The sequence below is a fragment of the Mesorhizobium sp. P2_A8 genome (genome assembly GCF_056404935.1).
In genome coordinates this window covers 143,169-161,759 of sequence record NZ_JBFUDB010000009.1, presented here as the reverse complement: position 1 = coordinate 161,759, position 18,591 = coordinate 143,169, and the positions used below count along the sequence as shown (strand labels likewise).

The 18,591-nt window shown below is 60.8% G+C and carries 17 protein-coding genes and 2 pseudogenes; 7 read left to right on the top strand and 12 right to left on the bottom strand.

From position 1 onward, the window contains the following. The first annotated feature begins 34 nt into the window (after window positions 1-34). Complete coding sequence (locus AC1D10_RS25945) at window positions 35-2,716, top strand: bifunctional acetate--CoA ligase family protein/GNAT family N-acetyltransferase (protein WP_477276950.1); 2,682 nt, start codon at window positions 35-37, stop codon at window positions 2,714-2,716. Between the two features lie 22 nt (window positions 2,717-2,738). Here the strand turns inward: AC1D10_RS25945 and AC1D10_RS25940 are convergent, their stop codons facing one another. Continuing rightward, complete coding sequence (locus AC1D10_RS25940; protein WP_477276948.1) at window positions 2,739-4,292, bottom strand: bifunctional aminoglycoside phosphotransferase/ATP-binding protein; 1,554 nt, start codon at window positions 4,290-4,292, stop codon at window positions 2,739-2,741. Between the two features lie 49 nt (window positions 4,293-4,341). Then, complete coding sequence (locus AC1D10_RS25935) at window positions 4,342-4,740, bottom strand: c-type cytochrome (RefSeq protein ID WP_477276946.1); 399 nt, start codon at window positions 4,738-4,740, stop codon at window positions 4,342-4,344. Window positions 4,741-4,916: 176 nt separating this feature from the next. Here AC1D10_RS25935 and AC1D10_RS25930 point away from each other — a divergent pair, with 176 nt between their 5' ends. Beyond that, window positions 4,917-5,753, top strand: a complete 837-nt coding sequence (locus tag AC1D10_RS25930; protein ID WP_477266513.1) for a universal stress protein — start codon at window positions 4,917-4,919, stop codon at window positions 5,751-5,753. 73 nt (window positions 5,754-5,826) lie between these two features. Here the strand turns inward: AC1D10_RS25930 and AC1D10_RS25925 are convergent, their stop codons facing one another. The 5 genes from AC1D10_RS25925 to AC1D10_RS25905 form a co-directional block, all read right to left on the bottom strand. After that, on the bottom strand, window positions 5,827-6,273 hold the full coding sequence (locus AC1D10_RS25925; RefSeq protein ID WP_477266514.1) for a pyridoxamine 5'-phosphate oxidase family protein: 447 nt from the start codon (window positions 6,271-6,273) through the stop codon (window positions 5,827-5,829). 11 nt (window positions 6,274-6,284) lie between these two features. After that, a complete protein-coding gene (locus AC1D10_RS25920; RefSeq protein WP_477276943.1) occupies window positions 6,285-7,007 on the bottom strand; it encodes a phosphoribosyltransferase in 723 nt (240 codons plus the stop codon). A 3-nt stretch (window positions 7,008-7,010) separates the two neighbouring features. After that, window positions 7,011-7,475, bottom strand: coding sequence for a DUF2267 domain-containing protein (locus AC1D10_RS25915; RefSeq protein ID WP_477276941.1), 465 nt, complete (start codon window positions 7,473-7,475; stop codon window positions 7,011-7,013). A gap of 80 nt (window positions 7,476-7,555) precedes the next feature. Next, window positions 7,556-8,833, bottom strand: a complete 1,278-nt coding sequence (hemA, locus tag AC1D10_RS25910) for a 5-aminolevulinate synthase (RefSeq protein ID WP_477276939.1) — start codon at window positions 8,831-8,833, stop codon at window positions 7,556-7,558. Window positions 8,834-9,109: 276 nt separating this feature from the next. Next, window positions 9,110-9,934, bottom strand: coding sequence for a universal stress protein (locus AC1D10_RS25905; protein ID WP_477276937.1), 825 nt, complete (start codon window positions 9,932-9,934; stop codon window positions 9,110-9,112). 194 nt (window positions 9,935-10,128) lie between these two features. Between AC1D10_RS25905 and AC1D10_RS25900 the strand changes: the two are divergent. Next, window positions 10,129-10,446, top strand: a pseudogene (locus tag AC1D10_RS25900) (phasin family protein); the annotation flags it as partial. Here the strand turns inward: AC1D10_RS25900 and AC1D10_RS25895 are convergent. Then, a pseudogene (locus tag AC1D10_RS25895) lies at window positions 10,425-10,538 on the bottom strand (hypothetical protein); the annotation flags it as partial. The pseudogenes AC1D10_RS25900 and AC1D10_RS25895 sit on opposite strands and share 22 nt — an antisense overlap. Between AC1D10_RS25895 and AC1D10_RS25890 the strand changes: the two are divergent. Continuing rightward, window positions 10,537-10,890 (top strand): c-type cytochrome, encoded by a 354-nt coding sequence (locus AC1D10_RS25890; RefSeq protein ID WP_477276935.1) that lies wholly within the window; start codon window positions 10,537-10,539, stop codon window positions 10,888-10,890. The pseudogene AC1D10_RS25895 and the gene AC1D10_RS25890 overlap by 2 nt on opposite strands. 135 nt (window positions 10,891-11,025) lie before the next feature. Here AC1D10_RS25890 and AC1D10_RS25885 read toward each other — a convergent pair whose 3' ends face one another. From AC1D10_RS25885 to AC1D10_RS25870, 4 genes are all read right to left on the bottom strand, one after another. Further along, complete coding sequence (locus tag AC1D10_RS25885) at window positions 11,026-11,412, bottom strand: translational machinery protein (RefSeq protein WP_477276933.1); 387 nt, start codon at window positions 11,410-11,412, stop codon at window positions 11,026-11,028. 61 nt (window positions 11,413-11,473) lie between these two features. After that, complete coding sequence (locus AC1D10_RS25880) at window positions 11,474-11,869, bottom strand: lipoyl domain-containing protein (protein ID WP_477266937.1); 396 nt, start codon at window positions 11,867-11,869, stop codon at window positions 11,474-11,476. Window positions 11,870-12,239: 370 nt separating this feature from the next. Next, window positions 12,240-12,854, bottom strand: coding sequence for a response regulator FixJ (fixJ, locus tag AC1D10_RS25875; protein ID WP_477276930.1), 615 nt, complete (start codon window positions 12,852-12,854; stop codon window positions 12,240-12,242). Continuing rightward, window positions 12,841-14,397 carry a PAS domain S-box protein gene (locus AC1D10_RS25870; protein WP_477276928.1) on the bottom strand — a complete coding sequence of 519 codons (1,557 nt, stop codon included), beginning with the start codon at window positions 14,395-14,397 and terminating at the stop codon, window positions 12,841-12,843. The genes fixJ and AC1D10_RS25870 overlap by 14 nt, the downstream gene beginning before the upstream one ends. Window positions 14,398-14,598: 201 nt before the next feature. Here AC1D10_RS25870 and AC1D10_RS25865 point away from each other — a divergent pair, with 201 nt between their 5' ends. The 3 genes from AC1D10_RS25865 to AC1D10_RS25855 are packed head-to-tail and all read left to right on the top strand — an operon-like array spanning window position 14,599 to window position 18,532. Continuing rightward, on the top strand, window positions 14,599-15,411 hold the full coding sequence (locus tag AC1D10_RS25865; RefSeq protein ID WP_477276925.1) for a universal stress protein: 813 nt from the start codon (window positions 14,599-14,601) through the stop codon (window positions 15,409-15,411). Beyond that, window positions 15,411-18,035 carry a magnesium-translocating P-type ATPase gene (mgtA, locus tag AC1D10_RS25860; protein WP_477276923.1) on the top strand — a complete coding sequence of 875 codons (2,625 nt, stop codon included), beginning with the start codon at window positions 15,411-15,413 and terminating at the stop codon, window positions 18,033-18,035. The genes AC1D10_RS25865 and mgtA overlap by 1 nt, the downstream gene beginning before the upstream one ends. A gap of 23 nt (window positions 18,036-18,058) precedes the next feature. Then, complete coding sequence (locus AC1D10_RS25855) at window positions 18,059-18,532, top strand: NUDIX hydrolase (protein ID WP_477276921.1); 474 nt, start codon at window positions 18,059-18,061, stop codon at window positions 18,530-18,532. Window positions 18,533-18,591 lie beyond the last annotated feature (59 nt).

Sequence of the window (18,591 nt, the reverse complement as noted above, 5' to 3'; positions counted from 1 at the left end):
TGGCGATGATTGCAAGGAATAGGAGACATTGGGGGTGACAATCCGAAATCTCGACCATGCGTTCGCCCCGAAGTCGGTTGCGGTCTTCGGCGCGTCGGTGCGGGACGGCTCGGTCGGCCGTGTCGTCTTCGACAACATCGTCAGCGGCGGCTTTGCAGGCGAGATCTGGCCGGTAAACCCGAAATATTCTCAAGTGGCCGGTCGACGCTGCTATGCGAAGGCGGCCGACCTGCCGGGTGTTCCAGAGCTTGGTGTCATCGTCACGCCGCCGGACACTGTTCCCGGCATCGTGCGCGAGCTCGGTGACAAGGGCACACGGGCCGCGGTCGTAATCACCGCCGGGCTTACGCGCGAGAACGGCCTGCGTCAGGCCATGCTCGACGCTGCCAAGCCCAATCTTTTCCGCATCATCGGGCCGAACACGGTCGGTCTGATGATCCCGCCTTTGAAGCTCAATGCCGGATTTGCGCATATGGCCGCCAAGCCTGGCAACATCGCGCTGCTGTCGCAATCCGGCGCAATTGCCACGTCGCTGATCGACTGGGCGGCTGACAACAATGTCGGCTTCTCGCAGATCGTCTCGCTCGGTGACATGGCGGATGTCGACGTGGGAGATTGTCTCGACATGCTGGCGGGCGACATGCACACGCGCGCCATCGTGATGTATCTCGAAACAATTCCCAATCCGCGCAAGTTCATCTCGGCCGCCCGTGCGGCGGCGCGGATCAAGCCGGTGATCGCAATTAAATCGGGCCGGCACGAGCAATCGGCCAAAGCGGCTGCGACCCACACCGGCGCACTGTCGGGGGCCGATCGTGTCGTCGATGCGGCATTGCTGCGCGCAGGCATCCTGCGTGTCAAAGGCCTGACCGAGCTGTTTGATGCCGCTGAAACGATCGCCCGCTTCCCTCCGCTCAAACGAGCCCGCGTCGGCATCGTCACCAATGGCGGCGGGGCAGGGGTATTGGCCATCGATCAGCTTATCGACTGCCAAGGGGAATTGGCCGCGCTTTCCGCGGCCACTATCGAACGCCTGAACGCCGTATTGCCGCCGACATGGTCGCACGCCAATCCGGTCGATATCATCGGTGACGCCCCGCCTGAGCGATACAGGGCCGCCGTCGAAGCCGTGGCGGCCGACCCCGGCACGGACGTCGTCCTGGTGATGAATTGTCCAACGGGGCTGGGTTCGCCGCTTGCCGCGGCAAGCGCGGTGGCGGAACTCACAAGGGAAGGGATGATCGCCGGCAAACCGGTCCTGACCTGCTGGCTCGGGGAGCATACGGCGCGCTCCGGGCGACAAATCCTTCAGGATGCCGGCATTGCCAGTTTTGAAACTCCGGCTGACGCGGCAACGGCCGTCTCCTACCTCAGCGAATGGTCGCGTGCCCAGCGTGCCTTGATGCGCACGCCTTCGAGCCGCAGCGAGGACGTCACGAGCGACCGCGAAGCCGTGCTCGCCATATTCAGGCAGGTCGCGAGGGAGGGGCGGCGAATGCTGACCGAGCCTGAAGCCAAGGCAGCAATTTCCGCCTACGGCATCCCGGTGCCCGAGACGGTCGTCGCCAAAACTCCTGCCGAAGCGGAAGTGGCAGCCTTGCGGCTCCTCAAAACGTCCGAACGGATCGTCGTCAAGTTGCTGTCCAAGGCGATCTCGCACAAATCGGACATTGGCGGGGTGGTGCTCAACATCGCCGATGCCGCAGCCGCCGGAGCTGCAGCAAGCGCAATCGAGGCGCGCGTGCGCAGCCACGCACCGCAAGCCGATGTTGAAGGCTATGCCGTTCAGCCGATGGTGGTGCGAAAACAGGCCCAGGAACTCATCCTCGGCATGAGCCAGGATCCGATCTTCGGACCGGCCATCCTGTTTGGAGCCGGTGGCGTTGCCGTCGAAGTAATGGATGATACAGCGATCGCATTGCCGCCGCTCGACGACGTTCTTGCCGGCGACCTGATCGGGCAAACGCGGATCGGCCGCCTGCTTGCCGGGTTCCGCGATCGCAAGCCGGCGAACCGGCAAGCGATCATTGCAGCACTCAACGGCCTGTCGCAGATGATCGTCGACTTTCCGTGCCTGGTTTCGATGGACATCAATCCGCTGCTGGCCGACGCCGAGGGCGTGATTGCGCTCGACGCTCGCATCGAGATCGAGCCGGGACGCGTGGAGGAGCTAGGGCCAAACCCGGCGCTTGCGATCAGGCCTTATCCGTCGGGTTGGGACAAGGCGTTTTTGGGAGGCGACACGCATTATCACATCCGACCGATCAAGCCGGCCGACATCGCGCTCTATCCGGAATTCCTTGCCAGGATTTCACCGGACGATCTGCGCTTGCGATTCCTGTCGCCGCGAAAGAGTTTCTCCGACCAGATGCTGAAGCGGTTCACCCAGCTCGACTATGACCGCAACATGGCTTTCGTCGCTCTGGAGACAGCCACCGGCGCTTTGGCGGGCATCAGCCGGCTTTCCTGCGATCCCGATCACCTTAGCGCCGAGTACGCTCTGCTGGTGCGTTCGGATCTGCAGGGTCACGGTCTGGGCTGGGAATTGCTCAGGCAGATCGTCGCCTATGCAAAGGCCGACGGGATCGGACGGATAGAAGGCATCGTGCTCAGCGAGAACACGACGATGCTGGCCATGTGCCGCGAATTCGGCTTCTCAATCGCCCATCTTCCGGACGAGCCCGGCCTTGTCGAGGCTAGGCTCCAACTGCACTAAGGGCGATCATCTGCCGTACCTTTCATGAGGCCGTGCGCAGGGTGTCGGACGCATCGCTGTCGGAAAACCTTCTCAGCTCTGTGACTAAGTCGGCAAGCTTCCGATCGGCATTGATCCTGCGCCAACTCGTTTGGGCGGCGTTTCGCTGCAATTGCCGCGAAAGGATATCTATGGTGGCGTCGGAAGGGCCGCCCTTGCGATCACTGACCCGTTGCCATAGAACAAGCGGGTCCGCTTCCAACCAGAACCCGGCGAAAGCTACACCCCTGACGCTTGCCGCCTTCTCGATACGGTCGCGATCGGCAGGCCTGTCAAATACGGCATCAGCGACAACCGAACCGCCCTCCGCAAGGATCAGGCCGGCCCGCCCTGCCATGTCGCGATAGACACGGTCCGATACCTCCGGCCGATAAGCCTTGTCCGGCAGCCGCGTTTCGGCCGGCACCCCATGCATGGCCTTGCGGATGCGGTCGCTTTCGACAATGCGGGCCCCGGGCGGCGCACCGACATGGACGGCCAGCGCCTCCGCAACGGTCGTCTTGCCCGAGCCGCTGAGGCCGCCGATGGCAACGAGCTGCGGCGATGTTTCCTGGAGAAGTGTATGGGCAAGGTCGAAATAGGATCTGGCCTCGGCAGCCAGTCGATCGGAATCGGCGCTGCCTTCCTCGACCTGCGTTGCGGTGACATGGGCGCGCACGGCAGCCCGCACGGCCATGAAAAAGGGCAGTAGGATGAAACCGTCTTCATCGTCGGCCTCGTCGAGATAGCGGTTCATCACGAGATTGGCGAGCTTCGGAAAACCGCAATGCCAAAGGTCCATCAACAGGAAGGCAAGGTCGTACAGAACATCGATGCTGGCGATCTGGTCGTTGAATTCGATGCAATCGAAGAGGCGGGGCTCGCCGTCGAAAAGGCAGATGTTGCGCAGATGCAGATCGCCATGGCACCTGCGGACCTTGCCCGCGGCTTCCCGGCGGTCGAGCAATTCCGAATACCGGTGGAGGGTTGTGCGGAAGGCCTTGGCAAAGCTCGTGACCTCTGCTTTTGCGAAAACATGGCTGGTGGCAAAGCCGGCTTCATTGATGTCGAGCACACCGGCCAGATTGGATGAGCCGCTGCCATTGTGGATTGTCGGCGCGGAACGGTGGTAGCCCACGATCATGCGTGCGACCCTGGTCATCAGCGCCGGCGTCAATTCTCCGGCGGTTGCCATCCGATCTAGGAGCTTCGACTGGTCGAAGCGGACCATCTCGATTGCCGCATCGACCATTTGGCCGGTGCCATCGAAAGCCAACTTGCCGTCGGCTTGCCGCGTGATGCGCCGCACCCCCAGATAAAGGCCGGGCGCGGTCTTCGAGTTGAGTTCCACCTCTTTCTCGCAGGCGGCCAGCCTGAGGGCCGGCGTCGAGAAATCGACATAGGGCAGCTTGACCGCCCGCTTCATCTTGTAGGCGCGTTGGCCAACCAGAAAGAGACGCGATATGTGGGTCTCAATATCCTCGACAGGCCCGGTCGCGCCATAGGAGGAAGGATCAAGCAGGAAAGCGGCTGTGGCTTGCTGGTCTTCAACGATCATGGCCGGCCTCCCTAATTTGTCCTGCGAAATTCGTTTCCGCGATCTGCGCTCATTGCTGCAATGTCTGGACATAACCTGCCAATTCATGGATGCGTTCCCTGGTGACGATTTCGCCGGCGTTCGGGCCGTATCTTTTCACGTCGGCAGGCAGGAACTGGCTGCCCCATACTGGCATGTCGCGCTCGCCATGCGCCGGCACCATGGCGCGGCCGTCGATCACGGCATAGACGCGCCAGTAAGGGAATTCGCCGCCATTGCGCCTGGAGATGCGCGTCAGGTCGCTCGGACGCTTCAACAGTTCGTCGCCCAACGGTCCATCGCCCTTGCCGTCCGGGCCATGGCAGACGGCGCACGAGTTCATGTATTCGGACTTGCCGTCGCCGAGGTCCTGCGCACTGGCCGTATGGAAGGTCATGCCAGCGAGAGCCGCCGCGACCAGGAATCTCATCTGCGTTTTCCCTGATTAATTGGCTGAAGCCTACAGCCTTGGCGGGCCAGCACGTTGATGCGGATCAAATAGCCGCCACAGCCAAGACGTTTGATCCAGCGCAATGAACGCACCGGCTCCTGTCGGCTATGCCTCAGCAACGATTGAACCTTCACGCGAAATGAGGAGTTGCCGCCGTGTCCTTCAAGACATTGCTTACGGTTACCGGACCGAACCAGGGGGATGGCGATCTCAAGCTCGCCGCCTCTCTGTGCGAACAGATCGATGCCCACCTTTCGGTGCTCGTCCTTGAGCTTGCCGCACCGCCCTCGGGTGGTGAGTATGCTGCTATCGTCTCACCAGCCTGGCTCGAGGAGCGTCAGGCCGAGCTGAAAAGGCTCGAGAAACGAATATCGGCAGTCGGCGCCTTTCTTTCACAGACCCCGGTATCGGCTGATCTGAGCGACGACTATCCCGACACGGGATGGGCTGACGATGTCATCGGCAGGCGTGCCCGCTACGCCGATCTGACCATTCTGGGACCGGATCTGCTGGCAAGCCATGCGCTGAAGGATAAAGTGATCGAGGGCACGCTGTTCTCATCGGGAAAGCCCATTCTGCTTGTTCCCGAAGGCTCGCGCCCGACGCTGAAGCCGAAACGCATCCTGGTCGCGTGGGACGCGCGCCTTGAGTCATCGCGCGCCGTCCGCGAGTCGCTCGATATGCTGAAGGGCGCGGTAGAGGTGCACCTCGTTATGGTCGACCCGATCGAGGACGAGTTCCATCACGGCGCGGAACCCGGAGCCGATGCCGCCGCCTATCTTGCCCGGCACGGCGTGAAAGTTACGGTCGAGCGCCTGCCGAGCGCGAACCATTCGGTCGCCGAAGTGCTTCGCCAGCGTGCCGGCGATATGGCTGCCGAGCTCCTGGTCATGGGCGCCTATGGTCATTCCCGGCTGCGCGAGCGGATTTTTGGTGGGGTCACCAAGTCAATGCTTGAGGGTCAATCGCTGCCGGTCTTGATGGCGCGATAGCAATTCAACAGAAAAAGGGGCCGGTGCAGATTGCGCCGGCCCTCTTCAATTCTCGCAAGACCTAACGGGGCGACTACTCGCTCGCTTCTCGTCCGGACACCTGTTCAACGAGAATCCGGAAGAAAACGTGCGGAGCACTGTCGGCTGTGGGAGGAATGACGGGCTTGAGTGCGCCAGGTTCCCACCAGTCGGCATGCTTGCTCAACACCGACCAGGCATGATCGCGTTCGAGCTTGTGGCCAATTCGATCCGGCAACTCTTCGTACCGGCCGTCGGCAACGACGCTTCTCCATCCTCGCCCCTGGCCATGCTCGTCAACCTGGACGGACACCAGCGGATTGGCCCGCATCCATTCGATCTTTTTGCCCGGCATGGAAAACGCGTAAAGATGAGCATCCGAATGGGCGTAGTAGAAGGGCACGACGTAGGGCTGTCCGTCTTTTGCGCATGCTAGGCGGCCCACGCGATTGGCCGTCAGGATTTTCGTGCATTCCAAGGCAGAAAGGGTTCGGACCAGCATGACGTGATCTCCTATTTCTCTCGGTTATTCCGTGGCGTTGATTTCGTGGCGGTTTTTGAATCGGGGCCCGCTACGTGTTGTCCACTTCGGTGTTGCCCGGCCGTTTGCGACCGACCAGCCTCGTCCATCGCAGCGACGACATCGCTGTCCGTGAGTTGCGGAAACCGCAGGTAATGGTAGCTCAGGGCACGGAACTGTCCTGGTTGACTTAGGCAAACCACACGATCTGCTTCGCATGCCAGTTCTGCGACCGTCTCTTGCGGCGAAACAGGAACTGCCACGATGATTTCCCTCGGCGAACGGCGCTTTATGGCGCGGATCGCGATTTTCAGGGTCGTACCGGTCGCGGCCCCGTCATCCACGATGATCGCGGTCTTTCCCGCGATCGAGATCGGTTTGGTCTTCCCTCGATACGCAGCGCGCCGGCGTTCGAGTTCTGGACGCTCATTTGCAATCAAGACGCGTAGCTCGCCTTCATCGAGCGCATAGGCCTCGACGATCTCCCGGTTCAACACGACCTCCCCGGGGTCGCCATCGACGATTGCTGCAACAGCCAGCTCAGGATTGCCTGGGGCGCCGACCTTGCGGACGATCAGCAGGTCAAGAGGAGCGTTGAGAACTCTGGCCACCTCCACCGCGACAGGCACGCCGCCACGCGGCAATGTGCGATGCAGTTTAAGGTTGCTCAGCTCCAGGCCAAGCTTCGCGCCAGCGTCTTCCCGGTCTCGGAACATGGGTCAATCCACCGGCCACAATTTTCTGAGCGACTTCTTCATCGAGTTTCGGACCTGCACGATCTCGCCATGCGAAATGTGACGGTCGAGAAGCTTGAAAACGGCACCGATCGCGACATCGAAGTCGATCTCCTCATCGTAGCCGAAACTGTCTCTGACGCTGAGAACAAAGTCACGCTTCGTACGCTCATGCGCAGGCGCAGATGGAGTCCAGCCTTCGAAGTAGATGCCGCGAATCAAAACTGGGAGTTGGGCCGAGAGATCGGCCATTTCCGCTTGCGACAGCCAATCCCGCACCGTGTGCAGGACAGACCTCAGGAGGCGGCACGCGCTCGGCTCGCTCCAGCAAAGATCCCTGGCAAGCTCGTTGACCCACTGCTGCGCCTGTTGGGCAGCGTGCGCGAAGTCAGCAAAGGACGTGTGTGGACTATGACCCATGGCGATGCTCCTCGAAGATTTGAGGTCCATTCTTAAGGCGTCGAAAAGCTTCGAGCATTGAGCCGGATCAAATCCCTCAGGATGAAGACCGTTTGGGCGGGCGGCGGCTTTTAGCCGCCGGATTTCTGCACCAGCAGGGGTATGATGCGGTCGCTCTTGGCCACTGACGGACGGCCTGCGGAACCATAGGGGATGCCAAGCGCGTCCCATGTCTCGACCAGCGCATCCTGCAGTCCCGCGATCAGCGCATCGGTGTGGAACGGCGTCGGCGTGATGCGCAGCCGCTCGGTGCCGCGCGGCACGGTCGGGTAGTTGATCGGCTGGATATAAATGCCGTGCACGCCGAGCAGGCGATCGCTGGCCATCTTGCAGAGTTCGGGGTCACCAACCAGCACCGGCACGATATGCGTCGGCGACTCCATCACCGGCAGGCCGGCAGCAGACAGAATTTCCTTGGTCCGCGTCGCCTGGCGCTGCTGCGCATCGCGTTCGGCCTGTGAGCGCTTCAGGTGGCGGATCGAGGTGGTTGCGGCGGCCGCAATGGCCGGCGGCAGCGCCGTGGTGAAGATGAAGCCCGGCGCGTAGGAGCGCACCGCGTCGATGACAGCACTGTTGCCGGCGATATAGCCGCCCAGCGTACCGAACGCCTTGGCCAGCGTGCCTTCGATGATGTCGATGCGGTCGGCCAGGCCCTCACGCTCGGTGATGCCGCCGCCGCGCGGTCCGTACATGCCCACCGCATGGACCTCGTCGATATAGGTCATGGCGTTGTAGCGCTCGGCCAGTTCGACGATCTGTTTGATTGGCGCAATGTCGCCATCCATCGAATAGACGCTCTCGAAGACGATCAGCTTGGCGCGTTCGCGACCCGCCGCTTGCAGCAGGCTTTCGAGATGCGCGACGTCATTGTGGCGGAAGATCTTCTTTTCGGCGCCCGAGCGCCGCACGCCCTCGATCATCGAAGCGTGGTTCAACTCGTCCGAGATGATCAGGCAGTTGGGCAAAAGCCGCGCAATCGTCGAGATCGAGGCTTCGTTGGAGACGAAGCCGGAGGTGAAGACCAGGGCCGCTTCCTTGTCGTGCAGGTCGGCCAGTTCCACTTCGAGCTCGACCAGCGGGTTGCTGGTGCCGGAAATGTTGCGGGTGCCGCCGGCGCCCGAGCCCATCTTGCCGGCCGCGTTCTGGAACGCGGCGATGACATCGGGGTTCTGGCCCATGCCGAGATAGTCGTTGGAACACCAGACGGTGATTTCCTCGGCGCGGCCATTGGAACGCCAGATCGCGCGGGGAAATTTGCCCACGATCCGCTCGAGATCGGCGAAGACACGGTAGCGCCGCTCGGCATGGAGCTGGTCGATCGCTTCCTCGAAGAACCGCTGATAGTTCATGTCGACTTTCCTTTGCCTGTTGAACAATCGCTCGTGCCGCCGCACCGTCTCCGCCGCCTGGAATTTGATCCAGCGGCGCAATTACAGTGCGGCGGCCCTTACCAAGTCTTGTTGCCTGCATGACATATCGCTCTGCGCCCGCCCGCGTTTGCTCGCGGTTTCTTGCGCCGCACGTCATCGGCTACGCTCAACTTGGCAAGGGTTAGAGGTAGCCTTTTGCGGGAAAGGCCGACCTTGATTCATGTCAATATCGGAGAGCCTGAGATGTCTTTTTGCTCAGTTCGAGATGAAGCGATGCAACGAGCCGCTGCGCAGCACAGAACGCGTCACGCCGCCAAAGGTCATTTCCCTAACGCGGCTGTGCCCATAGCCACCCAGAACAATCAGATCAGCCGCAATTTCGTGCCCAATCCGCAGGAGCAAGTCCGCCGGCTCGGAGCGGCGCGCATCCAAAACTTCCGATCGCGCCTTCACGCCGTGGCGCGCCAGGAAGCGCTCGACGTCCGCAACATCGTCCCGAGGCGCGGTGTTTCCCCGGTCCACGGAGACGACCACAACGTTGCTGGCCTCGATCAAAAGGGGCATTGCATCGACGACAGCGCGGCGCGCTTCCCGCGTGTCGCTCCATGCTATCAGGATGCTTGCAGCGCTGATCGGCGCAAAGGTTTCCGAGGCCACGAGTATCGGGCGGCCGGCTGCAAGGATGAGACTTGCCGGATCCAGCATACGATGATGGTCGACGATCAGATCGACCGTCGGCGAGCCAGTTAGGATCAGGTCGGCGGCACGCGCATTGAGTGCAAGCTGGCGCGTGGGATTTCCTATTTCTCCGCGCCACGAGGCACGGTTGCTGCCGTTGACTGTGCTCAGGAATTCCTCTCTCAAGCAATTGAGGCGGCCCTCAATCTCCTCCACCTGACACCACAACCCCTTGGTCGCGGCCTGGTCATCGGTGCCGGTTGGCATGACAAAATGCGGCTCGGCTGCACAGAAGCCGATCAGATCGGCATCATGTCGTTGCGCAAGATCCCAGGCCATGGAGATGCGTGGCGCGGCGATGGTGTCCACGTCCAGTTGAACCATGATCGTTTTGAAAGCCATCGCTGCAGCCCCTTTTTCGTCAGAGCGAGCTAGCCACGAAGAACGGACAACGACCTTGATGCGTGTCAAACGCGGGAACGACATCGGTGGCGCCCGATTGCATCTGTTGATCCGGATCAAGGACCCAGCGACGAATAGCGTTAGCGTCGTATGGCGAACACTTTTGTTTCCACCCTCACAATGGAGTACCGATCATGCAGATCCATCCCCAACCGTCGCAATTCGGCATGCAACTATTGCCGATGGTGGAGAATGGCCAGAAGGTCGTCTTCGCTGCGGCGTCTCTTCAGACGCATGCTTTCAAAGCAATGATGCGCTATCACATCGAAACGCTGGGGTTTCTGAAACATCGCTACGAGCAGGATGTAAAGCTGGCCGGTGACCTGATCGACGGCGCTGAGTTCAACGACGCCTTCGACATCTTCTCCAGTTTCCTGCAGAATGCGACATTGGAATACACAACCGAAGCCGGCAAGGTCGCGGGCCTGACCTCCAAGCTCGCGTCGGAAACGGCCAAGCGCGTGCGCAAGGAAGCCAAAACCGCAATCGAGGACGCAGCGGCGAAGACAGCCGCGTAGATCGAAAGGCGGAGGCCTGCAACCATGAGCAGCTATATGGGCAACGGGCGTCGCCGGCGGCGGTTTCGATGGGTTTGCGCACCTGCGGCGTTGCTGCTTGGATTCGTGCCTGCACAGGCCAACAGCCTGACGGAACGCGGCCAGGCATTGGTTGAGTTCAATTGCGCCCGCTGCCACGCCATTGGAAAAACCGATCAAAGCACCCATCCCGACGCGCCGGCGTTTCGCACCTTATCGAAGCGCTATCCGATCACGGATCTCGAGGAAGCCCTCGCGGAGGGCATTTCGACCGGCCATCCGGACATGCCCGAATGGGTTGCAAGCCCTGACCAGATCGAGGCGATAATCGCCTACATCAGCAGCTTGCAGCAGCCGTGATCGGGGCCATGGGCGCAACGGTCAACCGAACCAGACGGTTCGCTGCGCGATCGGAGTTCATGCAAGCCGCTCTGTAAAATGCAATCGACCTCGCAGCCGATCGCGGGCCATCAGAGCAACTCCAGACTGAGCTAATTAGGGCAACATCCGGTCAGCGGCACGGAAGAACGACCGCGCGTGTGCCACAATCTGGGCCTCCGTAGGATGATCCGCCGTTTCAACATCGACAATGCGATCCTTCAAGTGCGCATGGTGGTCACGGATGTGCTTGGCCAGTTCATCTTTTGCCGATCCTGGTCCCACGATCAGCCATTCCTTGGCTGGCTGCAGGGCGTTGACCACATCGTGGTAGAAGGCATCGTCTTCGGGCGCTCGCTTGCCGTCGATGCTGCCTGCCTTGTTGTGGGTCTGATGATGCGCCAGCGTGGTGACAAGCCTCACGCTTTCGGCTGTCTCACGGTTGAAGAAAAACACCTTGGCTTCGCGATGGTCGAGCCAAGCGACGGCATGTTGGGTCTGCATGTCTATACGTCCTTGAGTTATTGTTGATGAGCGCAATCGTCGCGGTGAGGCGTCGAATGCTTCACGCGGATTGGAACTCCAGCGTTGCCAAGATCGAACCGGGTTCGATGACGGCATTTGCTGTGGCGACAATCGTCGCGCGGCCACTTGCTGGCGCGACAATCTCGTGAAGCGCGTCTTCGACGCGAATTTCGGCTATTAGCTCGCCGGCCTTGATTGTGTCGCCGCTGGAAATGAACCAACGCTCCAGGATGCCCTCGGGCAACATGCTGGACGCCCATAGCGCTTCGTCGACCTTGATGTACTGCATGGCAATCTCCTTCTGCTTCGAATGATAGGCGCTTCGCCAAACTGGGCCTTGATCACGATCAAACAGCTGCGAGGATGCCAGCATGCAGACAGCGGCCGGCCGTTTTGCAACTCGCACAATGGCCGGGTTGGCATGGCCGGTCGCCAAGCGGCGCGCGCCTACCGCCTACACAACCAAATGATTGGACCTCGACCGCTCGGAACGACCGACGCGCTTACTTGCCCACAACGCATCGCGCAATTTCAGAAATGATCCAGGTCAAAGCGCGCCGCGCCGTTTCCGTCAAAGCTAAGACAATGTGGAACTCTATCCTAAGCGCACCGTATGGTCGCGACCTCGAACTCGCCGTCGTCGACGAGGAGGGGACGCATGCGCTCGTATTTCCGTGCGTAAGGAGTAGAGAAGGCTGGAAGAACGCCACCACCGGCGCCCGTGTCGACATCCGGCCGACGCACTGGCGCGATTGGAAGCCGGAGCAGGCCCAAGCCAGAACTGGCAACCCTCTCGAAGGGTCTCCCTAGGGTCTGGATTCCACGATCAACGCCATGCGCACAAGATGTGACAGGCTGCCCGCGCCCATTTTGCTCATGACATTGGCCCGGTGGATTTCGACCGTGCGCGGGCTGATTCCCAGATCGTAGGCGATGGACTTGTTCGGCAGACCCGACACAAGCCCGTCCAGCACCTGCCGCTCGCGCTCCGACAAGGTCGCCAGACGCGTGCGGATGTCCGAAGATTGGGGATGCGCCGCGTTTGCCTGGTTCCGGTTGGCCAGCGCGGAGCGGATCGCGCCAATCAGCATCTCGTCGTCGAATGGCTTTTCGATGAAATCGGAAGCGCCTTCCTTCATTGCCTGAACGGCGAGCGCCACGTCGGCATGGCCCGTCATCACGATGACCGGAATTGTATGTCCGCCTGCTCTGAGCTGTCGCAGAAACTCTATGCCATCTATGCCCGGCATGCGGACGTCGGTGACGATGCAGCCGTCGAGACTGCTCGTCGCCGTCGACAGAAAAGCTGTGGCCGATTCGTGCAGGCGTACAGCGAAGTCTGCTGTGGCCAGAAGAAAACCGAGCGACTTGCGAACGTCGACGTCGTCGTCGACCACGTGCACCAGATCACTGTCGGCCATTTGTGACCTCTTCTTTCTCTACGATGCGCAAGGTGAACCGGAACGCGGTTCCACCGGCCGGCACCGCCTCGGCCCATATGTGACCGCCATGCGATTCAACGATGGTGCGGCAAATGGAAAGGCCGACACCCATGCCTTGCTTCTTGGTGGTCACAAATGGCTGGAAAAGTTGCGCCGAGACCTCCGGCGCGAGACCTGGGCCTGTATCGATCACGCTTACCTCGGCCATCCCATCATCCCGGGCAATAGTCGTGACTTTCAATTCGCGTCGTGCTGCATCCTGCATGGCCTCAACCGCGTTGCGCATCAGGTTGAGCAGAACCTGCTGAATCTGGATGCGATCGGTCAAGACCAGTTCGGCGGCAGGGTCTAGCTTGTAGCTGACGAGAAGATTCATCTCTCGCGCACCAACCAAGGCCAGGGATGCGGCTTCCTCGATCAGCAAGGGCAGTCGTTCGACCTGGCGCTCGCTTTCGCCCCTGGCAACAAAATCCCTCAGATGACGAATGACGTCTCCCGCCCGCAGGGCCTGCTCAGCTGCCTTTTCCACGGCATCCCGCAGCATGGGCGCGTTCTCTTCCGTGCTCTTTTCAAGCAGCCGACGACTGCCCTTGAGGTAATTCGTGATGGCGGTGAGCGGCTGGTTGATCTCGTGGGCAAGTGTCGAGGCCATTTCGCCGAGCGCGGTGAACCGCGCCATGTGGAGGAGCTCCTGCTGCTGCTCCTGGATTCTAGCTTCTGCCCGGTGGCGTTCGGTCAGGTCGCGGCAGAAGCCGGTAAAGAAGCGTCCGGTTCCCGGATGCATCTCGCCGACGGAAAGCTCCATAGGGAAGGTCGTGCCATCCTTGCGTGCCCCGGTAACGGTGCGGCCGAGCCCGATGATCCGGCGCTCGCCCGTCGTCAGGTAGCGAAGCAGATAGGCGTCGTGCTCATCGCGGTAGGGCGCGGGCATCAGCATTTTCACGTTTTGACCAATGACTTCACCTGATTGGTAGCCGAACAGCGTTTCGGCCGCAGTGCTGAAGGATTGAATGCCGCCCTGTTCGTCGATGACGACCATTGCGTCTGGCACCGTTGCCAGGATCGATCGCAGGTGATCTTCACGCAACAGAAGAGCTGCGTTTGCAAAGGAGAGTTCGCTGACATCCGTGCCTTCAATGAAGATCGCGGTGATACGGCCATCGTCGGCCTTGACCGGCTGATAGACGAAATCAAGGATGCGCTCTTCCACCGGCCCGTCGGCTTTGTTGCGAAGGCCAACCTTCACCCCGTGGCCAATATAGGGCTCGCCCGTCATGTACACATGGTCCAGATGTTCGAAAAACTCATGTCCTTCGAGCTCGGGAAAGGCCTCCCGCACCGACTTGCCAATCACTTGCCTATTGCCGATCAATCGCTGGTAAGCGGCATTGGTCAGTTCGAAAACGTGACCTGGCTCGCGCATGAGCGCGATAAAGCCCGGAGCCTGATCGAACATCCGCGACAAGAGGGCTTTCAGTGTCGTCCCACCGGGCGACAAACTGAGCGCTTCGTCTTTGATCACCTGAAGTTCCTGGGTTCGAGACGGTGCTACCAGGGGCTAACTATCACTTCCTGCGGCACACGCAAAACACATCGAGACGACGTTTCCGCAAGAGATTCAGTTGCCGGGCGCAATTGGCGGGTCTTTGACGCGCGTCAAGGCACCGGGCGCTGGCGCATGCGATCCCTCACGCATAGCACCGTTTCAGCGAAAGGCGCCGCAATGTCCTACAAGTCAATTATCGTGAACCTCGCCATCGATGCGGCTCCTGCGCCCATTGTTCAGGTTGGGATCGAACTTGCCGAGCGATTTGGAGCGCATCTTATTGGCCTGGCGGCAGCTGATGTCCCACCTCTGGTCGCGACAGGCGAGGGCATGGTTTACGAAGGCGAGATCATGCAGATCCAGCGAACGGAGATCGAAAAGCGGCTTGCCGAATTGCGCGAAGTGTTCGAGAGACTTGTGCCGGCTTCGATTACAAGCGAATGGGGACAAGCCGTCTGCAGTCCGACCCGGTTCCTCAGCGTTTCGGCCAGAGCGGCCGACCTCATCGTCACCGGCGACGGGGATGGAGACAACGTCTTTCGCGCTGTTGATATTGGCAGCCTTGCACTCGGGACCGGGCGGCCGGTTCTGGTCACTGCAGGCAATATGGAGCATATCCGCGCAAAAACCGTGCTGGTTGCCTGGAAGGACACCAGGGAGGCACGGCGGGCGATAGCCGATGGCCTGCCTTTTCTGGCCAAGGCGAACGAGGTCGTCGTCGCCACAATTGACACCAACCGTGACGAGAGCATTCGTGACAGCCTCGACGATGTCGCCGCCTTTCTTGGACACCATGGCATCAACGCGCGAACCGAGCTGATCACCGGCGAGGCTGATGGCGACCGCCTGCTGACGTTCGCACGCTCGATCCATGCGGACCTGATCGTTTCGGGCGCCTATGGCCATAGCCGCTTGCGGGAATGGGCGTTTGGCGGCGTCACCCGCACGCTCATCGAAGAGAGCGGCATCAGCCGCTTCATGTCGTATTGATGGCAAGCGAAGCTGACCAGCAATCCGTGGCACCGGACGGCGCCGCTTATTGGTCGATCGAGACCGATGACCTTCTGCGGAGCCTCGAGACGTCGCCATCGGGGCTTGCCGCCTCCGAGGCCGCATCGCGGCTGGCAAAATTCGGTCGAAACACACCGGCGTCGAAGTCGAGCGCATCCGGCCTGGCAGTGTTTGCCCGCCAGTTCCGCAGCCCGCTGGTCCTGATCCTCATTTTCGCAGCCGGCGTGTCGGCCTTTGTCGGGCAGGGTCAAGAGGCCGCGATCATTGGCGCCATCGTGCTGGCAAGCTGCATCCTGAGTTTTACCCAGGAGTATGGCGCGTCGCGGGCGACCGAAGCGCTGAAACAGCGTATTTCGCGCAAGGCGATAGTGTTGCGCGATGGCGTAGAGTGCTCGGTTGCTGCCGAAGATATCGTGCCGGGCGACTTGATCCGGCTTTCGGCAGGAAACCTCATTCCTGCGGACGGCATCATTCTGGACGCGCGCGATTTCAATGTCAGCGAGGCTGTGCTGACCGGTGAAACCTTTCCCGTCGTGAAGGCGCCGGGGCGGTCGGCGCCAGAGGCTTCGCTTTCGCAGCGAACCAATGCGGTTTTCACGGGCACTTCCGTTCGTAGCGGTACTGCAACCGTGCTTGCCGCAGCGACAGGCGCCCGCACCGAATTTGCGTCGATCGCCGCAGCCCTGGAGCGAAAAATCCCGGAAACGGGCTTCGCCCGGGGGATAAGACAGTTCGGCTATCTGATGACCGAGATCATGCTGGCGATTGTCATCCTGGTGTTCTTCGCCAACCTGATGCTGCATCGACCACTGATTGAATCGCTGCTGTTTTCACTGGCACTGGCGGTTGGTCTTACGCCGGAACTCCTTCCGGCCATCATCAGTGTGACGCTGGCTAGAGGGGCTCGCGCGATGGCTGCCAATGGCGTCATCGTGCGCCGTCTCGACGCCATCGAGAATCTAGGCAGCATGGACGTGCTCTGCACCGACAAGACCGGCACGCTGACGGAAGGCGTGATTCACCTCGACGGATGGCTTGATGTCGACGGCAATCCGTCAACCGATATCCTGCTTTGGGCACGTCTTAACGCGACCCTGCAGACCGGACTGAAGAACCCGCTGGACGAAGCGATCGCCGGTGCGCCGGGCGAGGGAGGATCATTGGCTGCCTTCACGAAGGTCGATGAGATCCCCTACGATTTCATCCGTAAGCGTTTATCCGTAATTGTGCGGAGCACCGAAGACCTTCTGATCACCAAAGGCGCCGTACAAAATGTCCTCGAAATCTGCGCGTTCGTCCACACAGCCAAGGGGTTGGAACCCCTCGATGCAACGCACCGTGCGGCGATCGACGACAAATTCCGGCGCTGGAGCGCGGACGGCTACCGCGTGCTGGGCGTGGCGATCCGTCGATTTGAGAGCCGGAAAACGTTTAACAGGACTGATGAAATCGATCTCGCCTTCGCCGGCTTCCTGCTTTTCCTCGACCCGCCTAAGAAAGGCGTCAAGGAGACGCTTGCCGATCTCGCCCACCGCGGCATCGCGGTAAAGGTCATTTCGGGCGACAATCGCTACGTTGCCGCGCACCTTGCCCAGGCGGTCGGCCTACGCGCCGACAGGATTATGACCGGCGAGGCGCTTTCGAAATTGACCAAGAGCGCGCTCTTTGCAGGCGTTCAGCACACCGATCTCTTCGTCGAAATCGATCCCAACCAGAAGGAGCGCATCGTTCAGGCCTTGCGGAGCAGGGGGCATGTGGTTGGTTATCTGGGCGATGGCATCAATGATGCGCCTGCTCTCCATGAGGCAGATATTGGCATCTCGGTCGACACCGCTGTCGATGTCGCGCGCGAGGCCGCCGACATTATCCTTCTCAAGCAGGATCTGGGTGTGCTCGTGCGCGGCGTCGATGACGGCCGCAAGACATTTGCCAACACGATGAAATATATTTCGATCACCACCAGCGCCAATTTCGGCAACATGATCAGCATGGCTGTCGCCTCTCTTTTCCTGCCTTTCCTGCCGCTCCTGGCAGCGCAGATCTTGCTCAACAATTTCCTTTCTGACGTCCCTTCGCTCGCCATTGCCAGCGACAACGTCGATGCCGACCAACTGCGCCGGCCTCGCCACTGGGACATCCGTTTTGTGCGGCGGTTCATGATCAGCTTTGGCCTGGTCAGCTCGCTGTTCGATTTCGCCACGTTCGCGTTCCTGCTGTTCGTCGCTCACGCCACGGCGGCTGCCTTCCAGACCGGCTGGTTTGTCGAATCGTTGCTGACAGAGCTTGCGATCGTGCTCATTGTGCGCACACACAGAGCTTTCTGGGCAAGCCGTCCGAGCCCGTTGCTTGCTTGGCTTACGCTGGCTGTCGGGGTTGTTGCGATCATGATCCCCTATCTGCCGTTTGCTGCCTGGTTCGGCTTCGTGCCCTTGCCGCTGCCCGTGCTTGCCGGGCTTGTCGCCATCACCGCGCTCTATCTCCTGGCCTCGGAGGCGACCAAGCGTTGGTTCTTTGGACGGGAGAGCCGCCAATCGCAGCGGAAGAGGGCGGGGCAGATGATCGATAGAGCCTCCAAACCTCATGCGGCCTACTCGAGGTTATAGGCCGGTGTGGGAGGCTTGAGGCGATGATGAAAAGAAGCGCGGGCATTCTGCCGTATCGCAGATCAAGCAATGGGCTGCAGGTGCTGCTCGTCCATCCGGGCGGCCCTTTCTGGCAAAGCCGCGATCTTGGCGCCTGGTCCATCGCCAAGGGCGAGTATGACGACAGCGAGCTGCCAGAAGCCGCGGCGCGGCGCGAATTCCAGGAAGAGACAGGCTGGAAGCCCAACGGAGCCCTGCTCAATCTGGGAGAGTTGCGCCAGCGAAAGAGCAAAATCATCACTGCTTTCGCGCTGGAAGGCGATTTCGATACCGCCACGTTGCGCAGCAACATGTTTGAGATGGAATGGCCACGACGCAGCGGCCGCATACAGTCATTTCCCGAGGTGGATCGCAGTGCATGGCTGGATCTGGACTTGGCCCGGGCAAAACTGCTTGCCGGTCAACGGCCCTTTCTAGACCGCCTTGTCGCTTCGGTTTTGCGCCACACAGCCTGTTGATCGAGATCAACGCCACCTGCCGCCAACATGGCAATGATGGCGAGTAGGCAGGAGTGATC